This is a genomic window from uncultured Bacteroides sp., from assembly GCF_902491285.1.
GTDB lineage: Bacteria > Bacteroidota > Bacteroidia > Bacteroidales > Bacteroidaceae > Bacteroides.
The window spans coordinates 57,202-81,425 of record NZ_CABUHK010000008.1; the positions used below are offsets into that span (position 1 = coordinate 57,202).

Sequence of the window (24,224 nt, forward strand, 5' to 3'; positions counted from 1 at the left end):
AATCAATCAGTATTTCGGGATATGAAGAAGAATCGGACAAAAATCATAGGACGGAGCTATGCTCATAAGGTTAGCGAGATACTCCGCATTTACGATGAACATGCACGGAGTGGCTTGAGCAACCGTGAAATCCTTCGTAGATATATCTGGCCTCTTTATCCTATCTGCGAAAAAACTTTCTATAATATCATCAACGCCAGTGCTGATCCACGCATTATCCGTCAACAGGATGAGCTGAAACGTCAGCTTTCGTTGTTCTGAATCTCATCCGCTACCGTAGTAATATATTCCGTTTCATAAACTTTAACACCTCCCGGTAATGAAAACTGGCGGCTGGTCCGACGTATCAGGACGGTATCACATCCGTCGAACCGCCAGCCGTGCAGATAAGAGTTTAAACGCTTTGCCAGCGTGAGACGTTCGGTGACATGCTGCTCCTGCGTACTTCCATAGTGAGTATCATCATAACAGTCGAAAGCAAACCGGATTGTGAGAATAGTCTTTCCGTGCTGGAGACCATTCTTGATATTGTCCCAAGCGGTTTGAGGAATGCTGATCAGGACACAGGGAAATGTTACCGGATACTGATCCTCTCCGTTAGTGAGTGCTTCCAGTTGTCCGCAGTCTTCGTCAATGAGGGTAATTACATCACCCATCTTGCCGGCTATTTGTTGTTGAAGGTCGTTGAAAAGTTGTTCCATAATGCTGCTTTTAAATATTGATAATCTTTTGAATTTCCTGTTGTAGCTTATCGCTTATCTTTTTTGTCAGTTCCGTTCCGGGTGTAGATGGCATGAACTGGCGCCTGGGAATGCGTACGGTAAGCTTAGTCTTTTTCGTCAGGGCGAGACGTTTCCAGTTTAGCGCTTCTTTAGAGGCATTCTCTTCACGTTGTTTACGAACTTTCCCACCATGTTTCATTTTCCGTTTGATACCGGTGGCTTTGTAATACATAGCCCAGGCAAAGCGTCGCATTTTTGGAGTGACGGTAGTTTGTACCATACCACCCTGATTGTGTATACCGGCATAAGGCACTCGGGTGAAGACCGTAACGGTTCCGTTGTCCAGTGCATATTCAATGCTTCCTGACAGATGGTTTCTGCCGGAAAGCAATGAACCGTACCGGGAGTCCGTCCCTTTCCCTCCGTTTTTCTGCCGCTCTGTCTCCTGCCATTTGTGGAAGCCATTATGGGTGAAACCGCCCTTGCGGAAATCATCCTCAATATGCCGTTTGGCGATATTTCCAACGATGACCGGCATCTTTCGTCGTACGAGATCCTTAAGCTGTTCCTGTTTTTGCAGAATCCTACGGTTAAATTCCTGAATATCCATTTGTATCTTAAATAAATCTTTCCGTCAAAAAGGTTTTCACTGCTTCTTTCGCTCCCTCATAGGCATTCGTTACGTACGGATGCGTATCGCTGAACAGTCTTCCGTCTTTTCCGGGATTATTATCCAGTCCCGGTGCAGGCTGGTCTTTCGGATCATTGTCCCCATGAGGAGTTTCCGTGGACGGTTCATCCGTAGCAGCCAGTGAACATTTGCAATTCCAGCGGTCTCCCGGTCGATGAACATTCCAAAACGGGTGATTTATCGGCAGGATAGTTCCCCAAAAACCTTTATGGTCGGCTCCGGGATTTATACTGGTGCTGGGCATCCATTCCAGATTCGGCAGGATATCAGCGTATTGTTCAAAGCGCTGCCAGTCCGCTGCCTGGTGTGAACGTATGACAGCAGTGTCATATTCTGTCCGCAGCCAATGTTTTACATGATGATCCAGCATCGGGTGTACATCGTTTCTCCACTGTTCGAACGGTTTTAGATCACCATTCGAATCGAAGAGCCGTGTGGCGATATCGTTTTGCATACGGTGCACTTTGAAAGCGGAGAATACAGCATTGCCCCAGTCTATTTTCTGCCGGAACTCCACAGGAAGTTCTGTTCCGGATTCACTGATACCTTCATCGGTGGCTTCGGTAAAAATGCGGAAAGTCTCATTGAACAGGCTTTCCTCTATCTCTGTCATGGGTTGAAAGTCCTTTTCGTATATATGCTTCAGGGCACGTTGCAGGGCTTTATTATCGAAAATAAAAGCAGAGGCTACATCTTCATCAGTGGCATCCCGATACAGATCATTCATTACCAGTCTGAAGCCCCGTCCCTGTCCGGGGCTTTTCCGAAAAAACGGGTAGACCGGTTCTGTGGCTGTATGATCTGTGCGAACGGGTTATTCACCTTTTTCTTTTCTTCCATTTCCGCTTTCAACTGCTCATAATTATCGGGCTTTTCTACGTTCAGTTGCTCATACAGGTAGTCATCATCCAGGGGTAGGTCGAACACCGTTACAGCTTTCTCCAGCAATTCGGCACGGGTCTTTACCTGCTCCATGTCCGCGTCCTCCACATAAACGAACTCACCTCCTTTAGTATTCACTCCCAGAAATGCAAATATGTCTGTCATATCATAATTCAGCAGGTTCAGGATGGAAAGGGCATCCTGCTCTTCCAGTTCCTGCTCTATGTCCTGATGCACGGTACCCAGTGCCTGTGTGCCTGTCTCACTGGCTTCGGTGGTAAGAGTATTGCCAAGTACAGCCTTGCTCATTTCAGCATTACAGCGTTCCACGAGACTGCTGTACAGTTCACTGCTGCCTGTTGTGTTTCCTGTTTCCACAAATTCCAGGTTAGATCCTTCCGGACAAAAGAAATCCATTCCTCCGCCTTGTTCCCGTGCAGCTTCCATTGCATTGTGCAAAGCTTCCGGGTCCGCCGCATCGTATGTATATTTACGTACCGGCATGCCGAATATCTCGGAGAATTGCGCCCAGTCACCAATAGTTCCACGCTTATAGATAACGTATGGAGCTGTACGCGCTAGAATCCCCAGCGGTTCTTTGCCCCGTATCATCAGCAGGTCTCCATAATTATCAAAACTTTCACCGTTGATGTCTTCTTGCCGTGTTTTGATGATGCGCAACACTGGATCTATGTGTTTGCGTGGTGCCAGATAATAATCTATCCAGCCTTTGGTATTGATATAGAACTGAACGAGCGTAAATCCCCAGTATTCCGCATCCAGTGCGTCACTGATAAATCGGAGGAACCAGGGTGATGATATCTGCTCGTTCACTTTATCATCAGGTATGCCGTTACGGCGAAATTCAATCTTCCTGCTTAGTACTCCGCTTTTCCGTTTTTGTACCACGCTGAACAGATGCGGGTCCATCAGGCTTTCGCTATAGATGTCATACAGCCTGACACGTCGTGTGAAATCTACGTTTTCAGCACTGCGGATAGCCTGCATATAGTCCCCCAGACCTATTCCGAAACGTTGTGGCTGTGTCAGTATCACTGTTGCTCCGGGACGGGTTACGTTACTCCCTTCGGTGATGCGTTTACTTTTTGCGGCTTTGTTCCGGAATACCGGAAACCTGTCTAATATATTCATAAATGATTGGTACGTTTAGGGTTACTACTCATCAGCCAGGGGCTGTTCTTTTTCTGCTCTTCTTCCGAGAGCTTCGGTGCGCCGTCTATCGTTATTTTAAATGTTGCCACCTGTTTCAGCCATTCCATTGCACGATCGTAGCGATCCTTGCGTATCTGCGACATTTTTTGAGGGTTGTGGATACTGAACAAGTGATATACAGCGATATCTACCGCCATCATCAGTACAAGCTCATTGCGGGCCGCGCCTTCGGTCTTGAATATGGCGTCAGCGTCATATCGTGTACTGAGATATCCGCGCATTTCAGAAATGGCGCGGTCCTCGCATATCTCAATGATGGCGTTATCATTACGGGTCAGGGCATCCAGTATTTCGCGATGGATGCTGGCATCGTAATCTTGCGGAGTTATAAATTTACTCATGGCTATAATCGTTTGGGGTTCCGGCGGTCATTACGATGTATCACAGTCACCGGTACCAGTTGTTGAATCTTCTTTTTGATGATGCAGTAACCGCCTTCCACGCAGTCGGGACCGTCGGCGGGAAATTTCAGCCGCAGGGTGAACAGTCTGAACTGGTCGTCCAGACGTTTCATGTGCGGGTTGTTTCTTTCAGCTTCGTTGAGGATAAGGTTTCCTTCCCGGTTTAAAGGTTCCAGGTTGGCTTCGATACGGGTAGCCTTGTCGGTCTTTCTTGCTTCGTCGGGCTGGATGTATAATTGGATATTCCTTTCACGGCGTACCTTACCCACCAAAGGCTTGAATACCTGCTGGAAGAAAGGGTCCTGCAGTTTATTGTTCTCCATGTAGCAATACACAGGCACCTTGCCGCCTACATACTCCAGCAGCTGTACATACCAGTCGATGAACTCCGCATTCAGCCCGCGGTCTAGGCAGGGCTTGATGATATAGAGTTTCGGACCGATCATCCCCATCAGGATACAGCTTTTCGTACTGCTGTTCTTGCTCTTGTTCTCGCCGGGTGCCGGGTCGCCGTAAATGACCAGGAACTGGAACTTCTTGAGGTCAGGTACTTTGCCGTAAGTGATCTCCTTAAATACTTCGCCTTCTGTTACCGGGTTGTTGAAGTATTCCGTCTGCTGGGCGGCAGTACTGATTTTAGACAGAGCGATATCAATACTTTCTTCTGTATTTTTAGACGGCCAGGTACTGTATCCTTTTTCATCACGGATGTTCACTACGTCCCAATGATCAGCCATGTGTCCGGCACGTACCACGCAGCAGTCACGGGCAATGATATTTCCACAGAAAACAATCAGTGTTTTTACCGCCGTGTCACGTGTCCCGTACAGTGCTTTTTCCCACCATGTCCAGTTCTTGTCTATCGTGTCCGGATTCCGGCAGCCTTCATCCGTATCGAAGTCATCTACCAGCAGCACATCCGGACGGACAGCGCCGTTGCGGCTGCCACGAGGAGCGTTTCCGGCACCGACAGCACGGAATGAACAACCGCATTTGGTGACAAACTCCTCGGCACACCAGTTGCCGAGATTCACCTGCACACCATAATAAGCACGTATCAGGGCATTCTCTTCAAACTGTTTCTTATAAGGATCGAGCAACCGGACAGCACTGTCCTGTGTGGCGGAAGCCATCATCACGTTGCACTTCTTTTTCGTAAGCGCAAGGTACATGACGATAAACATCACCGTCGTACTTTTCGCCAGTCCCCGTGCCCATGACAATACTTCGAACCATTCCTCGTGTTTGATGCAACGTCGGATAGCCTTTATCTGGAACTCTGCAAATTCAAACTTGCAGTACTCGGGGAAAAAGAAGCTGATCCATTCTATCGGATCAGCTTCCAGACGGGCACGGTCCTTGGCAATCTGCGCCTGCGTCAGATTGACGTCGGAATTTTGGCGGCGAAGTCCGGATTCATAGAAGACTGCCCATTCCCTAAGCGCATCACGGTCTTTTTGCGTCTGTGTCATAAACTATCCTTTATAAAAGCGTCCCACAATCGAAGAAACTCCTTGCTCTTATCCAGATCGAACGGTCGCAGCCAGTTGATGAATTTCATACCTACACTGATAATGTCGGCAACACCTACATCTGTTTCCATCTTCTTAATAGCTGTCGCCAACTTGTTCAGTGTGTCGGCTTCGGCGGCATTGGCATAACGCTTTCCCTCTTCACGCTCACTGATCACACGGTTGATCTCCGCTACTTGCCGGTGCAGGCTGGCAACCTGCTGTTCTCGGGTAAGTGTCATGCCTACTTTCATTTCCTCCCATTTCTCCGCTGCTATCCAGCGGTTGATGGTGTTGCGTGATACACCTACTTTGTCCGCGATCTCCTGTTGTGTCAGGTTATCTTTCAGATATAATGTGCGGGCATAACCCTTTTTCTGTTGTGTGGTCAAATCTGCCATGATGATAAGTCGTTAGAATTTACACAAAGGTCATTATCCCGGAGGTGAACAGGAAAAAAGCGCAAAGAGGTTACAGACAATGCCACAGCGCCTGCATACTTGCCCGCAAGCGTTACACACTTTTTTGTACGGTTGCCCCTGTCACTATAAGTTTGTGACAGATTCAAAGCCGGAGACGCACATTGCATCGCTGCCGGCACTATATCCTAAATGCTGAAATATGATTCTTTTTAAATCCATACTGAATGAAAAGACTGCCAGTCTGCTGCTCTACGGAGAAATCAGTGACGAAGGCGGTGACGGCAAGATAGCCAGCCGTGACATCGTGAACGAAGTGATGTACATGGACGGCAGTTATGAGAACCTGAATATCCGGATCAATTCCATTGGCGGTGATGTTTATCCCGGTATAGCCATTTTCAACGCTATCCGGCAATGCAAGAGTAACGTCACTATCTACATAGACGGTATTGCCGCCAGCATTGCGGGAGTCATTGCCCTGTGCGGAAAACGGGTGGAAATGAGCCGTTATTCCCGCATGATGCTGCATAATGTCAGTGGTGGGTGTTACGGTAACAAAAAGGATCTTCAGGACATGATCTCTACTATCGAAAGCCTAGAGGATACCATTGCCGAAATTATTGCCGGACGTTGCGGCAGGGATAAGGAAGAAGTGAAAAACGCCTATTTCGATGGTACCGACCACTGGCTGAAGGCGGACGAAGCCCTCTCCCTCGGACTCATTGACGCTATCTACGATGTGGAAGCTGTACCCGAAGAGAGTACCACGGATGACATATACCGCATATTTACTAACCGGCTGGAGCTGGAGCAACAGCCACAAAACCCTGATAAAATGAAATTGGAAGACTTTAAAAAGATTCCCCGCTTTGCTAACTGCGCGGACGAAGCGGCAGTGATGTCCATGCTTGGCGATACTGCCCAAAAAGCGGACAAGGCCGATGACCTGGAAAAGGAGAACGGTGAACTGAAAGAACAACTCAGCCGGCAGGAAGAGGAACGGATCGAGACAGCCGTAACGGATGCTGTAACAGACGGGCGCATTGGTGCCGATCAGAAAGATACCTATAAGAACCTTCTGAAGGCTGATTTCAAAAACGGTTTGACTGCACTAAAGGCTATGAAGCCTAAGAAACTGCTGAAAGACAAGTTTGAGAACCAGGGACCGCAAGCCGGTGAAAGTCCTTGGGAAAAACGTCAGAAGGAAATACGTGAGAACATCCGGAAATAACCTGTAATACGCAAAGATATGATACCGATTAAAAATCCAAAGAATGCCAAATTGGGCGGTTCGTCCTACTTTGGCAAGAATGTCGGGAGCAGCGTACGCAGTGCCGGCAGTGCCCCGCAAATACGTGGGAGACAAAAGGTTAAATACTAACAACTAATAACTTACAAGGACAATGGCAATTCAAGGATTGAATACTACCAACTATTCCGGCGAAGTGCTGGAAAATGTACTGACCCTTGCCACTACGGGCAATGAGTTGGTCAGCAGGGGACTGATTATGGTTATCCCCGGAGTGAACAGCGCAATCAGCATTCCACGCGTTAAGGCGGGAAAGATGTTGCAAAAACGAAAGGAAGACCCTACGAAAGCTGACAGTAAGGGGGACTTTGCTTATAGTGAAAAGAAACTGACACCTAAGGATATGATGGCATTTACGCTCTTCAATCCCCGCGCGTTCGAACATATCTGGCGTCCGTTCCAGCCTTCGGGAGACTTGGTGTTCCGCCAGTTGCCCGGCAATGTGCAGAATACCCTGTTACAGGAACTGCTGAAACAGGTAGGACACGAACTGGGTTACCAATACATTAATGGTACATACGAAGACGGTTCGGACGATGCGCTCCTGATGGACGGTATCCTGACACAGGCTGCCAAAGATGCGGATATCGTGAAGGTAAAAAGTGTAGGAACTACGATGCTGCAACGTCTTAAAGAACTGCGTACAGTGATTCCGGTGACCATGCGCAATAATCCCAACCTGCGCATTCTGATGAGCGTGACGGACTTTGACACGTATGATGACGAACTGACGCAACTTGCAAATAAAGGTGCGGCTCCTACGGATATCAATCAGGAACGTTACAAGGGCATTCCGTTTGAAGTGTTGACGCAATGGCCGGAAGGCTTGATGGTAGCCACCATTTGTGACAGTGGCATGAATGGCAATCTGTTCGCCGCCGTCAATCTGCAGAACGACGAAAACGTGATTCAAATTGACAAATGGGCGAATGCCAGCGAGCTTTATTTCTTTAAGATGCTGATGAAGGCAGATACGCAAATTGGCTTCGGTGAGGAATTTATCGCACTCGACTGGCGTACTGACGGTGAGTTCAAACCAACTGTTGAAGGATAAGGAGAACGGACGATGGCAAAGAAAGAAAAAGTAATGGTGATTGTCCTGGAGGAGTTTCAGGACAAGTTCGACCACAAGACCATGTATCCGACAGGAACAGAGCTGGAAGTAGACAAGGAACGCGCTGATGATCTGGTAAGTCGCGAACTTGCTAAGATCAAGAAAGTGGAAACTCCCAAAGAGCCGAAAGAAACTAAGGAAGCAGAGACAGAAACAGCAAAGACTGAAGCTGAGAAACCTGAAGCTGAACAGGAAGATGATGACAAGGGGACTGAGAAATAATAATCCCGGTAACATCCGGAACAGTAAGACCGTGTGGCAAGGGGAGATTGTTCCCTCTACCGACCGTAGTTTTAAACAATTCAAGACGATGGCTTACGGTTACCGTGCCATGATCAAGCTATTGCAGAACTATCGGAAATTGAACGGATGCCGCACGATATCGGACTTCATCAACCGCTGGGCACCATCTGTAGAAAACAATACCTCGGGCTATATCAGCCGGGTATGCAGGGAAATGCAGGTACCTTCCAATTATGTTCCTGATGTGAACGACAGGGGAACCATGTGTGTCTTTGCAGCTGCCATGTCACAAGTGGAAAACGGCACTCCGGCAGTGATGGAAGACGTACAGGCAGGATGGGACCTACTCTAAGTTAAGGAGGAATAAGATGGATACACTTGAATACATGAAGCTGGTCTGTGGTATCCTTACGGTTATCATCACCTACGGAGGATTCAGGATGTATACCGACAGACGGAAATACATTCAGGAGGTGGAGAAGCTGAAGGCGGAAGTCCGTGATGCGCAGGTGAACACTCGTGGCAGCGAACTGGACAACGTTCAGAAAGCGATGCAAATCCTGATGGATGAAATTGTGGAACCTTTAAAGCAAGAAATAAATGCGATTCGAAAAGAACTCGGAAAACTTCGCCGGGCTGTTGAAAAGTCCAACAGTTGCCGTTTTGCTACTAACTGCCCTGTGCGTGATGAGTTGCAAAAGCCCGAAAAGACTGGAGAGAACTATCTCCCTAGACAGCCTGTACAGCGCAAGAGGATTCGCTCTGATACAGCAGCCGGTACCTCCGAGTATTGCAAAAACGGTGTTTCCGGCAGAGACACTGAAATCGATACCAGTAGGGACAGGCTTTAGTACCCGAAGCGGACAGGCAACCGTCAACGTGACGCGGGTATCGGAAGATTCAGTAGAGGTAAGTGCCACTTGCGACAGCCTGGCACGTGAAGTAATCTTCCTTCGTGAAGAACTGGCACGCATCCGCAACGAGACCGGTGAGGAAGTGGAAGAACCTCCTCCGCAGATTGTGAAGGAACCGACCGGATGGCAGTGGTTCCAGATATGGACAGGACGGATAGCTGTTGCTGTACTTGTTCTAATAGTGATCAAACGGCGATTGAAATGAATTTAAATAATATAAATTTTATGGCAGAACTAGGATATGTGCATGGTAGTGACATGCTTGTCGGATTAATGGTCGAAGATGCTTTTTCCCCACTGGGGCATTCAAAGACTTGTACCGTCAGTAATAAGGCAGAAACCAAAGAGCGTGCAGTAAAGCCGACTTTGGCGGAAAAGGCAAAAGCGGCTAATGCCGGCAAGTGGAAGGAAAAATCAGTGAGCGGTCTGTCCGTCGAAATCAGTTCGGAAGGATTCCGGTTCTACGGAGATGAGATGGGGTATGACAAATTACTGGAACTTTGGGAAAAGAGTGAGCCCGTAACGGTACGTTATGCGCTACGTGGAGAGGAAAAGACGAAATACCGTGAAGGAAAATTCCTTATCACAAGCCTGGAAGAGACATCTCCTTCGGATGACGACTCTACCTATACTATCTCTTTGGAAAACTCCGGTCCGGTAGCCACTAAAACAGTGGCTCCGCAAGGATAGTGTGTCATTTCTAATAGTTGAATCTTACAATGAATAAAGTAATCATTTGCGCGAAAGAATATCCCTCCCGTGTTACAATGGGGGCAATGATCGACTTCAAACATGAAACGGGTAAGGATGTAAATGAGATCGGTGCTGACATAGAACAGTTGACAATGTTCATGTATTGTTGTGTACGTAGTGCTTGCCGTGCTGATAAGGTGGATTTCCAATTGACCTTCGAGCAGTTTGCTGACGGTATCAACCTGGACGATTTCACCTCTTTTCAGAATGGAATGGCTATGGAAGAAAACGGGGCAAAAAAAAAGAAGGGGACGAAAGTGTAACAATCGAATCTCTGTTAGGACTGGCTATGGGGTGTGTCGGGATGTGTCTGAATGATTTCTGCCGTCTCACCCCATTAGAGTTTACAGCCGTCTTTGAAGCCTGGCAACAAAAAGAAACGTATGCGGAACGCAGACAGTGGAAACAGTCACGTTTTCTGGCTTGCAGTATATTGAAACCTTACAGTAAGAAAGGGCTGGAATTGACTGACGTATGCCGGTTCTCCTGGGATGTACAGCCTGCAAAGGAAGCGGAGGAAGAGCCCAGTACACAGGAAAGGTTTGACGAAATCAAGGCTCTGTGGAATGGGGCTTGAGGTTTTTCTTCTCTTCTTCCAGTTCGTGGATGAGCTCGTCGATATCCTTCTCGGTTAATTCACACTTTTCCCTATGGAAAAGCAATAGCAACGCTCCACCTCCGAAGAATACAACTAATAAGAATCCGATAAAAGTCATAGGCTCATTACTTTAACTACGCAAATATATGGAAAAAGTTTCATTTGACATCGTTTTGAACCTGAAAAATAATATTTCAGGTGCATTGGCCAACGTTAGAAAAATGTTTGATGGCGTTGATAAATCGGCGAAGTCAGTGTGTTCGACAACCGCCCGGTTCGGAAGTCTCTGCAGCAAATTGAAAATGCCTGACGTCAACGCTTTGCTTGGAGTGACGGAACGCCTTAGCAGTAGTTTTAGTGAATTGTCTCAAGGAGGTATGTCCTTCGGACAGTCTATGGCTGACCTTAGTTCTATTACCGGTATTCTTGGTGATGACCTTGAAGCACTGAGGGAGAATGCCCGTAAACTCGGAAAAGATTCCGGTCTCGGAGCTGATACGGCCGCCCGTGCATATTCGATTCTTGCCAGCCAGATAGATGTTGCCACAATCGGTATGTCCGGTTTGAACAACTTGCAGGCAAAGAGCGTGACGTTGGCGCAAGCCTCAGGAATGACCATTGATGCAGCCGCCACATCTCTGGCAGGTACGATCAACCAGTTCGGATTATCGGCCAATGAGGCGGAACGGGTTATCAATGTGCTGGCGGCGGGAAGTAAATATGGGGCGGCCGAAATCGGGGAGCTTTCACAAAGCTTTAAGGTAGTAGGTTCAGCCGCTTCCGCCATGGGCCTGACAGTGGAGCAGAGTGCAGGAGCGCTTGAAGTACTGTCCAAAGCCAACCTGAAAGGCAGCGAAGCCGGAACCGCCTTGAGAAACATCATCCTGAAATTGAATACGGAATTGGGGGTTGACCTGAGCAAAACATCCCTTTCTTCCGCCCTAGATGCCCTTAAACCGAAGTTGACGGATGCCGCTTATTTGAGTAAACTTTTCGGTATGGAGAATATTGCCGCCGCCCAGTATCTGATTCAGAATGCAACAGCTGTTGATGAAATGACTCATAAACTGACCGGAACCAACGTTGCGCAGGAACAGGCGGCTATACGGACGGAAACCAATGCGCACAAGCTGGAAGTGATGCGCGCGAAGGTAGACGACCTGAAAATCAGTATCTCCAATACGCTGGGAGGATTCTCTGCCTACGCGGCTGTATTAAGTGAAAACTCCCTGTTGCTCATGTCAATGTTCGTTAGTGCTAGGGAAGTCATTGGAGCGCTGAACAAAGTCGGAATAGCCGGTAAAGTTGCCACTGTAGTCCAATTATCTTATAACGGGGCTGTGAACCTGGGCAAGCGCGCCCTCTATGTATACCAGATGCAGGTGCTTGCTGCCCGTGCGGCAATAGTCTCCACCACAGGTGCCACAAAGTTGATGAATATAGCAATCGCAGCCAGTCCGTATGTGCTTGCCGCTGTCGCTGCCGTTGCTTTGGGCGCTGCCATTTATAAAATAGCCACACGCAGCAGTGAAGCGGAGAAGGCTCAGAACAAGTTAAATGAGGCAATGTCTGGCATGCAGAAAGAAGTCACGACGGAACGTCTGAAACTGGATGCGCTATTCGCTCCGTTGTTGAATGCGAAGGAGGGAACGGATGAATGGAAACGTGCCCGTGATCGGATACAGGAAACCTATGGCGATTACTTGCAACGATTGGGCATTGAAGAGATTAAGGTAGATAATGCGCGCAAGGCGTATGATTTGCTGTCTGAAGCGATCATCAATACAGCACGAGCTCGTGCCGGGGAAAAAGCATTAACTTCTGCGGGGGACTCATTAGCCGGTAAAGAAAGCGAGATGCTGACTAAAATGCGTAGCGTGCTCACTCAAAAGTTTGGTGAGGAAACCGGTGCACGAGTATTTGATGGCATAGCTAACAGCATTCGTAAAGGCGAGAAGGAAATACCTGAACGGTGGGCGAAATTTATTAAGAAACTGGATGTAATAGAAGTGTATGGACAAGCGGGGGAAGTTAATACAACTAATCCGGTCATGACGTATGTTAATGGAATCAAACAGGCAAGGGCTGACTATGAGAAAGAATATAACCGCATTGTTTCTGTATTCGGCAAAACTATTCCTGAACCTAAAGTTTCTCTGAAAACGGTGAAGGGAGAAGGGGATAAGAAAAATGACAACCTAAAGCAAGAGTCTCTTACTCTGTCTGATATCAAGAAGAAAATAGAAGAGCTCCAAGCCGCGCAACAAACGGCATCGGACGAGGAGGGCCGTAACATACAGGTTCAGATCAATCAGCTAGAGACCCTTAAAAAGGCTAAAGAAAAAGCGATGGGTATCGGAGGCGACCCGGCTTTTATAAGTGGCAGTATTGATGTCATGAAAACTGAACTGTCTAAATATGAAAAAGAACTGTCCGCTAATCCTGTCGGACAAGCCTCCATAGAGTTACAGGTTAAGATTGACAGGTTGAAGAGTCAAATCGAAGGCGTAAAAATATGGATTGAGAAGGAGGCTTTTAAGAGTACTTATGGTGAGATTAATGTAGGTGTGGTTCCTGCTTCCGATGCCGGACGTACGCTTGGAAAAATGGCGGAAGATTTTCAGAATGAAGAGAATAACAAACATCCCAAGCAGCAGCCGGACATACTAACACATGACTACATCAAGAAAATGAAACTCCCTGAATTTGATATGCCGAAGTTGGAACCTAAGAAGTCCGGTTTTGAACAATGGAACGAAGCTGTTGACAAAGCATATCAGAAGAATCAGGATATGGTTGAAAGTATGGGAGCGGTGGGCAGTGCAATGGGCAGTATAGGTCAAGCTGTCGGAGGAGCTGCGGGAGAATGGCTGAACTGGGCAGGAAATGTTGTCCAGTCCATAGGGGCTGTTATTCCACAGATGCTGGCATTAATAGGTGTACAACGACAGGAAGTGACAGCCAATACCGCACAAGCCGGTTCCGGTGCTGCAGCAGCTACATCAAGTATCCCTATTGTCGGTCCTATTCTGGCGGTGGCTGCTGTGGCGAGTGTGTTGGCTGCTTTGGCGAGTTTACCCAAATTTGCAAACGGTGGACTGGCATACGGTCCCACAATGGGGATTTTCGGTGAATATTCCGGTGCTCGGAACAATCCGGAAGTAGTTGCACCACTCAACAAACTCCGCCAATTGATTCAACCTTCCGGTGGTATGGGTGGAATTGTAGAATTCAAGATAGATGGCAGAATGCTTCGTGGTGTTTTAAATAAGGTAGACCGATATAATCAACGTACAAGATAAGACAATGGAAAAGCAATTAAGATATCAGGGGGAGTTCTTCAGTGTGGCAGGTGTACTGTGGCGTGTTGAGATATGGCAGGATGCGGATGTTCCTTATCCGGCTGTTGCGGAACTTCGTTTTCCGGCAGAAACCCCGTTGGTATTCGAATGGGCGGAAACTGATAAACTGGAGCCGGTGCAGGGCAGTGCCGCAACCTTGGAAATAGTCAGCAAGGTAAACCGGCAATATAAAGACCTGTATACTGTTGAAGCAGGAAGTATCCGCATGGATGCATATCGGGATGATGTGTTGTACTGGAGCGGTACGTTGGATACAGAAGCTTATGAAGAACCGTTCTCTTATGAAAATGAATATGAGGTGAAGCTGACGTTCAGTGACTTTTCCTTGCTTGACCGGATGAATTTCTCTTTGAGGGGGACACGTTCGATAAGTGTCTTGATTGATAACTTTATTGCTGAGACTAAAATAAATAACCGGGGGATTGAAAGATACATATCAACTACTTGTAGCTCGGTTTCCGGTGAAATGTTGGATAATGTAGGAATCAGTTGTGAGAACTTTTATGATGAGGAGGGAGTGCCGTTGACGATGCGCGAAGTGCTTGACGAAATTCTTCGTCCGTTTGCTCTACGTCTGATCCAGCGTGAAGGAAAACTGTTTATCTATGATTTGAATGCCGTACAAGCAGAATTTAAACCCGAACAAATTCGCTGGGAAAGTGATGACGCAGTATTGGGAGTCGACAAGACATATAAGAATGTGACTCTTACTTTCAGTCCTTATCCTCAAAAGAAACTTTATTCTACTACATTGACAGAAAAAATGCTTGATGAAGGAGCGGAACGGTACTATGTAGCCAAGGATCTAAGCAAAAGTCCGTTTGTGGATAATAATATCGGCTTTATGATTGACCTTAAAAAAACAACCGGGGTAAGTGAAGAACTGGAGATAAGACCTGACAAGGCTTTACTTTTCAGGATTATTCCTGTCTTTTCCGGGAGTGAGGCCTTCGGAATAGCATCGCGCATCAGGGATGTATATAAGATGCCGCTTTTTGGAACTGAAACTCCCATAGATACCTCTGGAAGTGATTATGGAGCACCGTGGCTTTTTAAAGTACGGCGTACTTTGTCATTACCGGAAACACGTGTTGTTTTTAATTATTCTTCTCCAGGTGTAATTCTGGATGGAAAATCTTGTTTGACTGATATAATGCTGCGATTAAAAGTCGAAGCGATGATTGATGGCAGATATAACCCTTTTGAAGAAGCGACGGCATTAAACGGAAAAAGTGCCTATGAGAAAATGCAGGATATCAAGGAATATAATATATCATATATCTTGCGGATTATTGATACGGACGGAAATATAAAGATGCATTATGAAAATAGGGTATATGACAAAGAATCAGAGGAGGAAGGATTTTTCCGGCATTATAAAGAGATAAACGGTAAATGGGTGGATGGAGATGTAGAATATGGTACTCCTAAAATGACTTCTCTAAGGTATTATGACAGTGGTGGATATACAGGTTGGAGGGGTGGCTGGCAAATGAATCGGGTTGGATATCTGCGCTCGTATATTCCGCGTACAGCATCAGGGGAAGGTGATCTTATCCCTATTCCTTCCGGAAACCAAGGATGTACACTGGAACTGACAATTATAAGTTGTTTCGCCCGCGTGGTTAATCCACATAAACATAACGGTCTTACAACTGACTCGCATACCATTCCACGCTGGGTTTTGTTCAAAATTCCGGAATTGACTCTGGTCAATCAATACGGAAAAGAAGTGGTTGGTAATGATATTGAATATAAAACATGGCTCAATTCTTCTGCAAAAGAAGAAAAGAAGATTGAAACGATTGTGGGAACACCATGTACCTCCACAAATTTCGGAATGGGAATGTTGTTGGATGTATCTAGCCGTACAACGTTACAGATATTTACCCGTGCCGGAGTATCCGCATCATTGGAAAAGCTGTTGATTGGCACTTGGTACAGTAACTATAACAGACGCATGAATATGCTCTCCGGCACAGTCCGCTTATTAAACAGGTTCGGTACATATACGGATGTTAGCGAACCCGGCACATATTTAATGGTAGGGGATGTTCAGAACGTACGTGAAGATGAAAGTAATGTGAAATTGGCGGAGATAACTCCGGATAATTTCGAGGGAATAGAGTACGAATAAACAAACTGCTTGCAATGAAAGAAAAATATAATATTGTCATATCAGAACGTCAGGCCGTCCCACGCAGTAAAAGAATGCGTGAAAAGGGACAATCTGCCTCTTCTGCAGCTGTACTGGTATCTGGAGCAGGTGAAGGAAATTCTTCCTGTGATAGACATACTCATACAAACCTTCCTGCTCTTGAACGTATCGGTTTTGACGAGGGAGATGACAAATATTTGATGGTGCGTGTTGGTACTGTCGATGATGAAACAGGTGAGTTGATTGTTACTCATGAGAAAGTAAAAGCAGGCTATGCGGATAAGGCCCACGAATTGGATGAAGACAGTCCGATGAATGAGAAATTTCTTCGTAAGGACCAACCTGATAGTACCGATTTTCTATTATCAGCTAACGGAGGTTTGGTTGTCCGCTCTGGTAAAACACTATCAGAATTACAATCTCAAATATCCGATTCGTTATCAGAGTTGGATAAAGACTCTATCACAGAACTTGGAGATGAGGGTTCATTATCTACTGCATTACTCGAATTACCTGTAAACGAGGGAATAACCGGCACTTTAGGCGGATTGGACAATGTATCAGATAGAGCAGATGATATTGACGCCCAAGACGTAGTACTTGTTAAGCAGAAAGGCGGAATTCTATGGGAAACGATCGAAATGGACAAAATGAAGGGTAAAGACGGCGTGATTGTTTATCCAACAATGGGCATCAATGTACGCACAGGACACTTGATTTTAAGTGTACCAACGAATAATTATGAGAATCAATTCAAAGTAACTAATGGACACCTAATATTGCAGCAAAATGGCTAATGATATAGATTTAGGCAAGATATCCATCACTCCCAGAGGAGACTGGAACAATAAGACAGAAGTTGAATATAATGATATTTGGCGTTATAAAAATGCCAAATATTTGGCTTTACAAGATTCAACCGGTGTAGTCCCGGCAGATGACGGGGTATATTGGTACGAACTTTCGTCTCAAGGAAAAAGCGCGTATCAGCAGGCAGTCGACAATGGCTTTCCCGGCAGCGAAGAAGAATGGCTTCAATCGTTGAAACAACCGGCGTTGGATGGCGCAGCGCGGGCAGATGCTGCGGTAGCTAATATGGATAAGCGGTTCCCGGATGAAATATCGAAGATTCAGAGCTCTTTATATAACCAGTTAAGTTCGGATTTAAACGACAAGGTCGTCAAACCTCTTGTTATTTCCGGTACCGAACAATTGGCCGGTCAATATAAGATGAATGGAGAAGTAATAGATATCTATGAAAGATCAGTATCTTTATCCAACTTGCCAAAGGCTGCCGGAGAAACGAAAGATTATGTGATTGCGGATGAGCCTCTAGGGTTTGGGACGTATGTTAACGTAGAATCATTCGTTGCTTCAACCGGAAAAGGATTGAATAAGGAGTTTTTCAATTTCAATTATGACATTACACGGTTTTACATTAATTCTCAATTGCAGACGTGTGTTGTGCTGAAATGCAGGAATACGGTATCTGAAGAGGTAAACGGTCTGATGCACATTCAATATTGCAAATTCTGGGGTGATGTGGTTGAGTTTGATATTACGCTTCCAAGCTCGGTTAATAAGGAGGCTATTTCGCTGGAGATTCCACCTTTGAAGTATAATAAGAAGATGGTATTTAGCTATATCACGGACGATAGCTATGCTATATACCAGTATATATTTTCGCTGATTAATAAAAGATATATAGCTAAAAGATTTAAATTACCTGATGATAGGATTCTTACATGGCATTTGGGTATGCAGGGTGACCCGCAGATAGAGCAGTATGTTTCTGACGCTTATTATCCGGAAAAACCCGCACAATGTACTGATGGTGCCGGGATAAAGAAAAGATATGCAACTACTGTTGCTACTTGGCCGGATAAATTAAAAAACCAATACATAGGCCAGGATTTCGGTTATTTTCTACCGTGGATGTCAGAAAAGGAGTTTAAACTTTTTTTTGACTTCGGGTTCATGGTAGCCTATCACGATTTGATAGGCTATGATACTGCTACTACCGACACACAGGCAAAATTTGATAAATGTGTCGAGGACTCGGTCGCACTTTTCAAGGAGTACATAGGCATTACCCCAAAATTAATGGTGGAACCGAATGGCGACCACAAATATATAACTTTCAGCCGGGTTAATGACAACATTCAGGTCATTACTGCGCAGGGAGGAGACCCCAGTATTAAAAAAGTTTATCCATTCAGTCCCGATTTTACTTTAAGCAAAAATAATGTAACAATTCAGAGATTGTTTGCTTACGGAGATGATATGGTATACGATAATGATAATCCTCAATATGCGCAGGATTTACTTGATATTCTATCCGGATTTAATGCAACAGAAAATAAGGAATCGATCTACTGGTTGATAGGTTCCACACACAGAGGATCGCACTGGGAATCGGTATTCATTAAGAATCTGCATCGATTGTATGGAGATATCGGCTTAGACAATCTATGGTTCCCTACTTTAGATGAATTCTTTGAATATTGGTATATGAGGGAAAACACGCTGTCTGTTAAGACTGTGACGGAAACGGGGGTACATTACAGGATGTATGTGCCGAAGGGCGCCAATTTCTTTTTCAGGGACTTGTCCGTACTCATATCAGGTGTTCCGTCACTGGAAGGGGTGTCTGTCACATCGGGGGACAATGTGTATGGAACATCATTCGCTATGAATGACGGCAGGCTGCTGGTTAACCTTGACTTCAACCCGTTGTTGTTGGAACGGGTGAACAAGTATGTGGAATCATTTGAGGCAGATTATAATGCGGAGTATGCGTATGATGACGCTTATTATTTTGTTCAGATGTTGAAACCGGGATTGAAGGAGCCGTATTTGGCAAGAATCAATAAATGGGTGTCACCGCCTGTACTTGAATCGTTTGTGATCAACTCCGGGCAGGAATTCACTCAAGACCGGAATGTTATACTAAACATTACCTACAGCGGTCAGGCTCCGTCCCATTATATGGTTTCAGAGGATATGTCGTTTACAGGAGCCTCATGGATTGAATATGTGGAAAAACCGACATTCAAGTTGTCTTCCGGATTCAATGCTAAAACCGTTTATGTGAAGCTAAAGAATGCGTATGGGGAAACCGGAGTATTATCAGCCGGTATAACTCTGCTTGAGCCGACATTGACTCTGAAAGGCATCACGATAGATAACGGAGCAGCTTCGGCGATACAGAGAAATGTAAATGTAACATTTGACTACCTCGGATATCCAACTCATTACATGGTTTCGGAAAATTCATCGTTTGCGGGAGCATCATGGGTGGAATTCACTGAAAATCCGATAGTGCAACTATCCGCATCTTATGGAAACAAAATACTGTATGCAAAATTGAAAAACGCCAGCACTGAAACGGTATCCAGATCAGCCGCCATCGAGTTGATAGATGCTGTTACGGCACGGTTGGACAGTATTACTGTCAACAATGGGGATGCCAGCACAGATTCCGGTATTGTATCGGTTAAATTTGAGACGTTGAATACCATCACCAAATACAAGATCGGCCAACAGGCGGATTTGTCTGATTGTACAGACTGGATTGTGTGGGGCGGTTCGACAGTTCAATATGACTCAAAAATAGTGGATGGTAATTTGACAGTATATGCGCAGGTCGGAAATGAGACGACAGAATCTTCGATCAAGTCTGATTCTATACAGGTAGTGCAGCCCGTTGGCCTGACAAGCATAACACTGGCGGAAGGGAAAGATTCTTTTGCCGGCTATACCGTACCTGTTTCATTTGAAATCAGTCAGGGAACTCCAACGCATTACAGATTGGCGGAAACGTCAGCAGGCTTGGCGTCTGCTGCATGGGAAGCATGGAAAGATAATATTGTTTACGAATTTACAACTTCTGGAGCTAAAACTTTGTATGGACAGTTGAAGAATGAAGTTTCTGAATCAAGCGTTGGCAGCGATTCCGTAACTCTTACAGAACCGCCTGTCATAATATTACTGGCAAACATACCATCGGCAGGGAATGTGGATGGCGTCGGCTTTGTCCAGCCTATAAACTCCGGTAATGCAGCTGTGGATCTAAAAGATATTCAGGGAAACTACGTTGGAACCTTGACAGGTAGATATATACCATATAACAAAGCTGATTATGCAGCTATGGGAGCAAAGTTGTCCAAGGATGTCCTAGGCGGAACAGGCGCTCCTGTTTATTGGCAAGGGGTGACATTAGGAGCGGAAGTACAATATCCCAACTCAATGATTTGGGATGGCTCTACCAAAAGTATCGTTGTTCCCACACGTGGTAATTTCACTTCTTACACGGCTGAAATTCAAAGTGTCGTAATATTAAAGGGGTTAACTCCGGGTAACTATAAGGTCAGACTTTTATTATCAGACAAAAATTCTGTACCCAATACCCAACCTTGGAATTTATACGTTCAAAATGCTGTGCAACAAGTATTAGCATCCGACTTGTCTACTAAAGTAATCAACAATAATTCTAATTGGTATACATTCGACGATGTAGCAGTGGATTCAGATGGTTATCTGTTAGTTGCCCAAGGTTATAATAACGATCCTTCAGCAGAACCCGGTTACTCCAGAATATCCCCAATCTGTATAGTCGAAGTTACAAAACTATCTTAATATTATAATATGGCAGGATTATCCAGTTCGGCAATTGTCGGATTTATCTCATCCGGAATAAAGATGGGTGAGAAAATCGTAGAATTCTTTTTATCCGGTTTTTCGGGTTATGGTTGGAAAATTTGGGAATATGTCAAGGGCAAGTGGATGCTTGAAATTGACGCTATCCGTGTACGTGGACAGTTCACCGTATTCGAGCTTCTGGTGTCTAAGATCAGGGCGATAATCGGTGCGCAGACTATTACACAGGGATGTGGCAAGATTAAGACAGTCCAGATGTCGGAAGACGGGACTGCCTACCTTGTCACACTCGAAGAACAGGACATGAGTTTCATGGAGCATGACTTCATCCGGTGCCAGGAGTTTACAGGCAACCAGCGATTGTATCACGTGGAGATAGAATCAATCGTTGACGGAGTAATCCGCATTCCGGTATCGGAGTTTGAATCGGAAGTGAACGAGGACGGGGTTACCTTTGTTACGAATCCCCCCATAGTGGGTGACGACATAGTGCAATTTGGTAACAGTTCATACGAAACACAGTACGCAGGAAGGCATTCCGCTATCTATATGCACGCTGATGAAAATGCACAGCCTGCCATTGACGTGCTGGCCGGTATTTATTCGAAGGACTGGAGCAACTGCCTGAAGGTTCGTGTGGGCGGTGATATACCGGGAACGAATGGATTGAAAGGATTCTATTGCGTCAACGGTATGCTGAAAGGTGTAGACGATGACGGGACAATCCTGTACCAGTTCAATCCCGACAGTTCCGGATTCATTGCAAAAGGCAATATCAGATGGGACAAGGAAGGCAACGGTGACATATTCAACAGGGCTATATATTGGGACACTGACGGTTTCCATTTCGGAAGTGGCGTGAAACTTACTTGGGATAACTTGGATAGTGAAGTAAAAAAGAACCTGAAAGGCGAACCTGGGAAAGACGGTAGCAGTCTTGTATATAAAGGCGAGTTCACTTCTCATCCCTCCAATCCTCAGAACGGCTGGTATTACCGCAATACATCCGACAAGAAGAACTATGTCTATCAAGATAATGCTTGGTATGTAATGACCGTTGACGGTGAGGATGGCCTGGACGGAATTAACGGTAATGACGGAAAGGATGGTCTGGACATTGTATGGAAAGGTGACTTGTCTACCGCTCCAGCTGACCCTGTTAAAAACTGGGTGTATCGTGACACTGACAACGGGCGTGTCTACATCTATAACGGCACAGCTTGGGAATTAATGGTGGCAGATGGTAATGACGGCACGGACGGTACAAACGGTAAGGATGGTATGAGAGTTTACATAACCTATCATGACAGCGAAACCGAACCTGCCGTTCCTACAGGGAATGGTACAACCGAAGGTTGGCATACAAATTCAACGGCATCCGTCGTTTGGATTTCACAGAAGGTGGCAGAAAGTGCAGATTCAGGTGAATGGGGCACTCCTATCAGATTCAGAGGAAAAGACGGTCAAGATGCGAACCTTCTTCCGTGGATTGAGGAATGGAACAATAATAAGACGGAAATAGGAGGTGAGTATATGGTGTCTCCCAAGATGTTTTCCGGCACAAAAGACAGTAACGGGAAGCTGACAGGCGTCGCTATGGGACGTGATTGTCTCACCGGAGCTGACGGGACGAAGCGTACCGGGATATTCGCATTGGTTGATGATGAAGTAGTGTTCGAGCTTGATCCAGTCAATAAAAAGTACAAATTTAAAGGAGAGGTGTTCGCGAATAAGGGAACTTTTACTGGAACGGTAAATGCAAATGACGGCGTTATTGGTGGTTTTGAAATTGAAGGATCCGGGCTTAAAAACATTAGCGGACGAGATGCCATGATTTCCGTCCAAACGGATTCTGGTGATCATCAAAGGCAAGCGGCACTTGGAAACACATTGTCCGCCATGGTCGGATTCGACGTGTCTGCTTATATGTCCGCTACAGGAAATTGGAACTCTTTCAACAGGGCACTCATGCTTCGCGCCAGTGGTAGTACGATGAGAAAGGATATGATGTTTGGGGGGTATTGTAATTTATGCATTGACGCTATTGGTGGCGTTGACTGGAAAATGGACAAGAACGACCATTGGAGTATGCCCGGAGTCCTTGGTTTTGTTGCTGTTGAAAGAGATTTAAATTCTGTCCAAAGGTGGGGTGACGGAATGATAATATCACGCATACAACGCACAAGTACCGGACAATATACCTTATATCACTCACAAGGGCATACTGATTATATTGTAATTGTACAAACGACTCCCTGGGCAGTCGATGGCGAGCGTTGGACTATGGGTACAGAGTGTGGGCGGTACAATGATCATTTTAATATACAGACAATTGATCCCAATATTGGGCTTATGAATATAGATTTTCGAGTTGTTGTAATAGGACGCCCCGCCGATTAATACTTTTCTGCAATTGGTTATCAGTTACCTATAAAAGAAGATGAACTTTCCCAAAGTACGAAGAAATGGAGTAAAAAGAAAGCCGTCCTGCACATCACGAAGTTACTATTAAATAAAAATTGAAAATACACATTTCGTTTTATGTTAACAAGATTGAAAACTATTCAAATCGATTTGTGATAACTTCGCAAATCGTTTTGCCGTTTATATACGGCATCATAAACTTATGTATGAAAAGAAAATATCTTTTGATGTGCTCGGTGTGTGCAGGAGGGAGTGATAAAAGAAAAAAGCTCTGTAATTCAATGTTTACAGAGCTTTTTCCTTTTCTTAAGAAGCGGTGCGTACGGGACTCGAACCCGTGACCCCATGCGTGACAGGCATGTATTCTAACCAACTGAACTAACGCACCAAATTTTATTTAGACTAACTCTTTTTATTCTTTCCGCCTCTTCATTAAGAAGCGGTGCGTACGGGACTCGAACCCGTGACCCCATGCGTGACAGGCATGTATTCTAACCAACTGAACTAACGCACCAGAATTTCATTTTATTAATCTGCATCTCTCTCGATTGCGGGTGCAAAGGTAGTTGTTTTTTGTAAATCTGCAAGCGTTTTAGGAAAAGTTTTTTTCAAGAAAAAACAAGAAAAACGCTTAGTGTCTCATTTTGAGTACTTTTGTAATGAAAAAAAATATTGTTTTTTCTTCTATCAGGATAGTGACGCTATCCGGTTATCATAGTGACGCCATTATAATGAGATAGTGACGCTATCCAAAGACGATAGCGTCACTATCCTGAAGTTTGTCATCCTCTTCATAGAAAAGAACTCTCGAAATCTTTCTATCTGTAA

23 protein-coding genes, 2 tRNA genes and 1 pseudogene are annotated in these 24,224 nt (G+C 45.5%); 16 read left to right on the plus strand and 10 right to left on the minus strand.

The genetic code is table 11. From position 1 onward, the window contains the following. Positions 1-21: 21 nt before the first annotated feature. On the plus strand, positions 22-261 hold the full coding sequence (locus tag RDN93_RS03545) for a hypothetical protein (RefSeq protein ID WP_055256295.1): 240 nt from the start codon (positions 22-24) through the stop codon (positions 259-261). Here the strand turns inward: RDN93_RS03545 and RDN93_RS03550 are convergent. From RDN93_RS03550 to RDN93_RS22065, 8 genes and pseudogenes are all read right to left on the minus strand, one after another. Then, the gene (locus RDN93_RS03550) at positions 243-701 is read right to left on the minus strand and encodes a hypothetical protein (RefSeq protein WP_055256296.1); all 459 of its coding nucleotides are present in this window, start codon (positions 699-701) and stop codon (positions 243-245) included. The two genes, RDN93_RS03545 and RDN93_RS03550, sit on opposite strands and share 19 nt — an antisense overlap. 10 nt (positions 702-711) lie before the next feature. Beyond that, positions 712-1,332, minus strand: coding sequence for a hypothetical protein (locus RDN93_RS03555; RefSeq protein ID WP_055256297.1), 621 nt, complete (start codon positions 1,330-1,332; stop codon positions 712-714). A gap of 7 nt (positions 1,333-1,339) precedes the next feature. Continuing rightward, positions 1,340-2,140 carry a phage minor head protein gene (locus RDN93_RS03560; RefSeq protein ID WP_055256298.1) on the minus strand — a complete coding sequence of 267 codons (801 nt, stop codon included), beginning with the start codon at positions 2,138-2,140 and terminating at the stop codon, positions 1,340-1,342. Continuing rightward, entirely contained in the window at positions 2,140-3,447 is a 1,308-nt protein-coding gene (locus tag RDN93_RS03565; RefSeq protein ID WP_055256299.1) for a DUF935 family protein, read from the minus strand. The genes RDN93_RS03560 and RDN93_RS03565 overlap by 1 nt, the downstream gene beginning before the upstream one ends. Next, positions 3,444-3,869, minus strand: a complete 426-nt coding sequence (locus tag RDN93_RS03570) for a DUF1320 domain-containing protein (protein WP_055256300.1) — start codon at positions 3,867-3,869, stop codon at positions 3,444-3,446. The genes RDN93_RS03565 and RDN93_RS03570 overlap by 4 nt, the downstream gene beginning before the upstream one ends. 2 nt (positions 3,870-3,871) lie before the next feature. After that, positions 3,872-5,401: a hypothetical protein gene (locus RDN93_RS03575; protein ID WP_055256301.1), complete on the minus strand. Its 1,530-nt coding sequence runs from the start codon at positions 5,399-5,401 to the stop codon at positions 3,872-3,874. Further along, entirely contained in the window at positions 5,398-5,841 is a 444-nt protein-coding gene (locus RDN93_RS03580; RefSeq protein ID WP_055256302.1) for a helix-turn-helix domain-containing protein, read from the minus strand. Before RDN93_RS03580 ends, RDN93_RS03575 begins: the two co-directional genes overlap by 4 nt. Before the next feature lie 33 nt (positions 5,842-5,874). Further along, positions 5,875-5,964, minus strand: a pseudogene (locus tag RDN93_RS22065) (four-helix bundle copper-binding protein); the annotation flags it as partial. Positions 5,965-6,061: 97 nt separating this feature from the next. Here RDN93_RS22065 and RDN93_RS03585 point away from each other — a divergent pair. From RDN93_RS03585 to RDN93_RS03655, 15 genes are all read left to right on the plus strand, one after another. After that, positions 6,062-7,093: a head maturation protease, ClpP-related gene (locus RDN93_RS03585; RefSeq protein WP_055256303.1), complete on the plus strand. Its 1,032-nt coding sequence runs from the start codon at positions 6,062-6,064 to the stop codon at positions 7,091-7,093. 18 nt (positions 7,094-7,111) lie between these two features. After that, the gene (locus tag RDN93_RS03590; RefSeq protein ID WP_256375777.1) at positions 7,112-7,243 is read left to right on the plus strand and encodes a hypothetical protein; all 132 of its coding nucleotides are present in this window, start codon (positions 7,112-7,114) and stop codon (positions 7,241-7,243) included. A 22-nt stretch (positions 7,244-7,265) separates the two neighbouring features. Continuing rightward, positions 7,266-8,225 (plus strand): hypothetical protein, encoded by a 960-nt coding sequence (locus RDN93_RS03595; protein WP_055256304.1) that lies wholly within the window; start codon positions 7,266-7,268, stop codon positions 8,223-8,225. Between the two features lie 12 nt (positions 8,226-8,237). Next, entirely contained in the window at positions 8,238-8,507 is a 270-nt protein-coding gene (locus RDN93_RS03600; RefSeq protein WP_055256305.1) for a hypothetical protein, read from the plus strand. Further along, positions 8,485-8,880, plus strand: a complete 396-nt coding sequence (locus RDN93_RS03605) for a hypothetical protein (protein WP_055256326.1) — start codon at positions 8,485-8,487, stop codon at positions 8,878-8,880. The genes RDN93_RS03600 and RDN93_RS03605 overlap by 23 nt, the downstream gene beginning before the upstream one ends. A 16-nt stretch (positions 8,881-8,896) precedes the next feature. Then, positions 8,897-9,379, plus strand: coding sequence for a hypothetical protein (locus RDN93_RS03610; protein WP_055256306.1), 483 nt, complete (start codon positions 8,897-8,899; stop codon positions 9,377-9,379). Then, positions 9,330-9,647: a hypothetical protein gene (locus RDN93_RS03615; protein WP_224241832.1), complete on the plus strand. Its 318-nt coding sequence runs from the start codon at positions 9,330-9,332 to the stop codon at positions 9,645-9,647. Before RDN93_RS03610 ends, RDN93_RS03615 begins: the two co-directional genes overlap by 50 nt. 20 nt (positions 9,648-9,667) lie before the next feature. Next, the gene (locus RDN93_RS03620) at positions 9,668-10,132 is read left to right on the plus strand and encodes a phage tail tube protein (RefSeq protein WP_055256328.1); all 465 of its coding nucleotides are present in this window, start codon (positions 9,668-9,670) and stop codon (positions 10,130-10,132) included. Between the two features lie 29 nt (positions 10,133-10,161). Further along, positions 10,162-10,458: a hypothetical protein gene (locus tag RDN93_RS03625; RefSeq protein WP_055256307.1), complete on the plus strand. Its 297-nt coding sequence runs from the start codon at positions 10,162-10,164 to the stop codon at positions 10,456-10,458. A 26-nt stretch (positions 10,459-10,484) separates the two neighbouring features. Next, positions 10,485-10,772 carry a hypothetical protein gene (locus tag RDN93_RS03630; protein WP_224241830.1) on the plus strand — a complete coding sequence of 96 codons (288 nt, stop codon included), beginning with the start codon at positions 10,485-10,487 and terminating at the stop codon, positions 10,770-10,772. 167 nt (positions 10,773-10,939) lie between these two features. Then, positions 10,940-14,095 (plus strand): phage tail tape measure protein, encoded by a 3,156-nt coding sequence (locus RDN93_RS03635; RefSeq protein ID WP_055256309.1) that lies wholly within the window; start codon positions 10,940-10,942, stop codon positions 14,093-14,095. A gap of 4 nt (positions 14,096-14,099) precedes the next feature. Beyond that, on the plus strand, positions 14,100-16,292 hold the full coding sequence (locus RDN93_RS03640; protein WP_055256310.1) for a hypothetical protein: 2,193 nt from the start codon (positions 14,100-14,102) through the stop codon (positions 16,290-16,292). 14 nt (positions 16,293-16,306) lie between these two features. Next, positions 16,307-17,110, plus strand: coding sequence for a hypothetical protein (locus RDN93_RS03645; protein WP_055256311.1), 804 nt, complete (start codon positions 16,307-16,309; stop codon positions 17,108-17,110). Then, positions 17,103-20,951 (plus strand): hypothetical protein, encoded by a 3,849-nt coding sequence (locus RDN93_RS03650; protein ID WP_055256312.1) that lies wholly within the window; start codon positions 17,103-17,105, stop codon positions 20,949-20,951. The genes RDN93_RS03645 and RDN93_RS03650 overlap by 8 nt, the downstream gene beginning before the upstream one ends. A 9-nt stretch (positions 20,952-20,960) precedes the next feature. After that, the gene (locus RDN93_RS03655) at positions 20,961-23,372 is read left to right on the plus strand and encodes a collagen-like protein (RefSeq protein WP_195310185.1); all 2,412 of its coding nucleotides are present in this window, start codon (positions 20,961-20,963) and stop codon (positions 23,370-23,372) included. A 338-nt stretch (positions 23,373-23,710) separates the two neighbouring features. On the opposite strand, the gene RDN93_RS03660 is transcribed toward RDN93_RS03655, so the two are convergent. Together RDN93_RS03660 and RDN93_RS03665 are read right to left on the minus strand one after the other, a co-directional pair. Continuing rightward, positions 23,711-23,784: transfer RNA gene (locus RDN93_RS03660), tRNA-Asp, on the minus strand. A gap of 52 nt (positions 23,785-23,836) precedes the next feature. After that, positions 23,837-23,910 (minus strand) — tRNA-Asp (locus RDN93_RS03665). Between the last annotated feature and the right edge of the window lie 314 nt (positions 23,911-24,224).

Excerpts from the sequence above, each read along its gene's own strand:
- RDN93_RS03545 (WP_055256295.1), top strand. The coding sequence starts at position 22 with ATGAAGAAGAATCGGACAAAAATCATAGGACGGAGCTATGCTCATAAG.
- RDN93_RS03550 (WP_055256296.1), bottom strand. The coding sequence starts at position 701 with ATGGAACAACTTTTCAACGACCTTCAACAACAAATAGCCGGCAAGATG.
- RDN93_RS03555 (WP_055256297.1), bottom strand. The coding sequence starts at position 1,332 with ATGGATATTCAGGAATTTAACCGTAGGATTCTGCAAAAACAGGAACAG.
- RDN93_RS03560 (WP_055256298.1), bottom strand. The coding sequence starts at position 2,140 with ATGAATGATCTGTATCGGGATGCCACTGATGAAGATGTAGCCTCTGCT.
- RDN93_RS03565 (WP_055256299.1), bottom strand. The coding sequence starts at position 3,447 with ATGAATATATTAGACAGGTTTCCGGTATTCCGGAACAAAGCCGCAAAA.
- RDN93_RS03570 (WP_055256300.1), bottom strand. The coding sequence starts at position 3,869 with ATGAGTAAATTTATAACTCCGCAAGATTACGATGCCAGCATCCATCGC.
- RDN93_RS03575 (WP_055256301.1), bottom strand. The coding sequence starts at position 5,401 with ATGACACAGACGCAAAAAGACCGTGATGCGCTTAGGGAATGGGCAGTC.
- RDN93_RS03580 (WP_055256302.1), bottom strand. The coding sequence starts at position 5,841 with ATGGCAGATTTGACCACACAACAGAAAAAGGGTTATGCCCGCACATTA.
- RDN93_RS03585 (WP_055256303.1), top strand. The coding sequence starts at position 6,062 with ATGATTCTTTTTAAATCCATACTGAATGAAAAGACTGCCAGTCTGCTG.
- RDN93_RS03590 (WP_256375777.1), top strand. The coding sequence starts at position 7,112 with ATGATACCGATTAAAAATCCAAAGAATGCCAAATTGGGCGGTTCGTCC.
- RDN93_RS03595 (WP_055256304.1), top strand. The coding sequence starts at position 7,266 with ATGGCAATTCAAGGATTGAATACTACCAACTATTCCGGCGAAGTGCTG.
- RDN93_RS03600 (WP_055256305.1), top strand. The coding sequence starts at position 8,238 with ATGGCAAAGAAAGAAAAAGTAATGGTGATTGTCCTGGAGGAGTTTCAG.
- RDN93_RS03605 (WP_055256326.1), top strand. The coding sequence starts at position 8,485 with ATGACAAGGGGACTGAGAAATAATAATCCCGGTAACATCCGGAACAGT.
- RDN93_RS03610 (WP_055256306.1), top strand. The coding sequence starts at position 8,897 with ATGGATACACTTGAATACATGAAGCTGGTCTGTGGTATCCTTACGGTT.
- RDN93_RS03620 (WP_055256328.1), top strand. The coding sequence starts at position 9,668 with ATGGCAGAACTAGGATATGTGCATGGTAGTGACATGCTTGTCGGATTA.
- RDN93_RS03625 (WP_055256307.1), top strand. The coding sequence starts at position 10,162 with ATGAATAAAGTAATCATTTGCGCGAAAGAATATCCCTCCCGTGTTACA.
- RDN93_RS03630 (WP_224241830.1), top strand. The coding sequence starts at position 10,485 with ATGGGGTGTGTCGGGATGTGTCTGAATGATTTCTGCCGTCTCACCCCA.
- RDN93_RS03635 (WP_055256309.1), top strand. The coding sequence starts at position 10,940 with ATGGAAAAAGTTTCATTTGACATCGTTTTGAACCTGAAAAATAATATT.
- RDN93_RS03640 (WP_055256310.1), top strand. The coding sequence starts at position 14,100 with ATGGAAAAGCAATTAAGATATCAGGGGGAGTTCTTCAGTGTGGCAGGT.
- RDN93_RS03645 (WP_055256311.1), top strand. The coding sequence starts at position 16,307 with ATGAAAGAAAAATATAATATTGTCATATCAGAACGTCAGGCCGTCCCA.
- RDN93_RS03650 (WP_055256312.1), top strand. The coding sequence starts at position 17,103 with ATGGCTAATGATATAGATTTAGGCAAGATATCCATCACTCCCAGAGGA.
- RDN93_RS03655 (WP_195310185.1), top strand. The coding sequence starts at position 20,961 with ATGGCAGGATTATCCAGTTCGGCAATTGTCGGATTTATCTCATCCGGA.